This is a genomic window from Vibrio sp. D173a, from assembly GCF_030248475.1.
Window position 1 is genome coordinate 1 of record NZ_JAHGAH010000703.1, and the last position, 585, is coordinate 585.

The following is a 585-nucleotide window of genomic DNA, read 5'->3' on the forward strand; positions in this document are numbered from 1 at the left end:
AATAAGCTTGCCGCTTCTATGTGCTTGAATCGCAATGGTATGTGTGCCGCGATCGATGTTTTTTAATGCCCACGTAGTCGTGGTTTGTGGTGCACCATAACGGCGCCCATCAAGCATCAATTGCAACTGTTCACCGATCCCTAGCTTGCGGTTGAGTTCGATTTCGATGGCGATCAGGCCGCGGTTGCTACGTAAGGTTTGGTCATGCTGCGGGCTGACTAGGGTTAGTTTGAGTGGTGGTGGAACATCGGGTTGTGGTTTCTGGTCATGGTTTGGCACTTCAGGCTCTGACGTTTGTGTGGTTTGAGGGTCAACCGGGGTGGTGTTATCAAACTTAGGCGCAGGCGCAACGGCCTGAACATCAGGAAGGGTCAGTGCTTTGGCCTTGTTGTTGTCTGGCGTGTAACTAAAGTGCAGAACACCTTGCTCGTCTTCCCAGGTATAAACCGTTTGACCATGCACAGAGGCAGAGAGTATCGCGCCAATCAATATCCATATTCGTTTCATAGTGGTGACCTTATTACCGGCGTTGTCGATGCAGTGACCAAGAAAAGGTGAGGAATGGGCATGGTACGAAGTGAAAGA

The 585-nt window shown here is 50.4% G+C and carries 1 protein-coding gene; it reads right to left on the reverse strand.

Annotation, left to right across the window (positions count from 1 at the left end):
- A partial coding sequence (locus tag KIV40_RS28655; RefSeq protein ID WP_285352613.1) for a DUF4124 domain-containing protein occupies positions 1–507 on the reverse strand: 507 nt, incomplete at its 3' end.
- Positions 508–585 lie beyond the last annotated feature (78 nt).